Origin of the sequence: Zooshikella ganghwensis DSM 15267, from assembly GCF_000428585.1 — a bacterium.
GTDB lineage: Bacteria > Pseudomonadota > Gammaproteobacteria > Pseudomonadales > Zooshikellaceae > Zooshikella > Zooshikella ganghwensis.
The window spans coordinates 1-1125 of record NZ_AUAF01000411.1; the positions used below are offsets into that span (position 1 = coordinate 1).

A 1125-nucleotide genomic window follows, 5' to 3' on the forward strand; every position below is an offset into this window, starting at 1 on the left:
AGTTAGCCTTTAATCGTTTAAGATTGATTAAAAGGTGATCTTCCTACAGGGGACTTTCACCCCATAAATTCAATGCCCATGCCGGGCGTACACAAAGCAATGCATACGAACAAAATTGCTTCACATTTTAGTCGTTGATTGCGGCGTTAGGTGCTAATTAATGAACAACATAATACAAAATGGTGATTTGAGTATCTGGGGTGTAGATGAATTTGCTGAAGCAGAAAAAAATAAACCACTCAACCAGGTCAAGCGTATACATATCGGAGCAAAATGTTTTCGAGCCGTTGGAATAGCGCGCCTTTTAAAAACAATTTGTATATATAAAGAGGTAGAACTCATTAGGCTCGCTGATGATTACATTAAAGATAGTGACATGCAGACAATCGAAAAAGAGTTTAGAGGTATATTCCCTAAAGCCCAATTTAATTGGACACATGATCTACTACCCGATGGTAAGCATGGGCGCTAAATCACCTAACATGTCGCTGGAGATTCGACGGGTAAACGCTAGCGCTTTTCCCGCGCCTCAGCTCCAGCGTTAAGCATACGGAAGCTAATGGAAGAATATTATAGAAAATTGCTAGAATCTTGCGATGAAGATGGATGCTATGAGTTTCCTTCTGACTTCAATGGAAAAGATTTAGAGCAGAGAGCGAGAAAAGTATTCGACGGTCTACAATCCTCTATATCTGAATGTAAATTCGAAGATTGGGCTCATAATCAGGACGCCAGTTTTGGGTTAGCTATAATTCTCGAATCGTTTTCTAAAAATGTTAAGCCGAATATGATAACTGTTCCGGTTATACGTTTCAGCAATTTTGGAAATTTGGCAACAATTACCATGACTGATCACCTTCCAAATGACTTGTCGGCACTAATAATTGGGCTCTTTAAAGAAAACGGTTTTCATTACATACCAGCAGATGTTGCTGATACAGAATATAATGGGGCCATGAAAGGTGATTCAAATTTTCCTACATGGTGGGTTAGGTACTTTGACTGGATATAATGCTTAATCGGGTAAGAACTGGTATCTACCCAGCTCTCCCCACACCACCCTGCATGCGGGTCCGCACAGGGCGGTTCATTTAATTTATCCGTTAGGATAATGAATTTTGATCC

The 1125-nt window shown here is 40.1% G+C and carries 2 protein-coding genes; both read left to right on the top strand.

Features of this window, described 5'->3' with window-relative positions:
- Positions 1–160 precede the first annotated feature (160 nt).
- A complete protein-coding gene (locus F607_RS0127395) occupies positions 161–472 on the top strand; it encodes a hypothetical protein (protein ID WP_027710512.1) in 312 nt (103 codons plus the stop codon).
- 87 nt (positions 473–559) lie between these two features.
- Positions 560–1012, top strand: coding sequence for a hypothetical protein (locus tag F607_RS0127400; RefSeq protein WP_027710513.1), 453 nt, complete (start codon positions 560–562; stop codon positions 1010–1012).
- Positions 1013–1125: the final 113 nt, after the last annotated feature.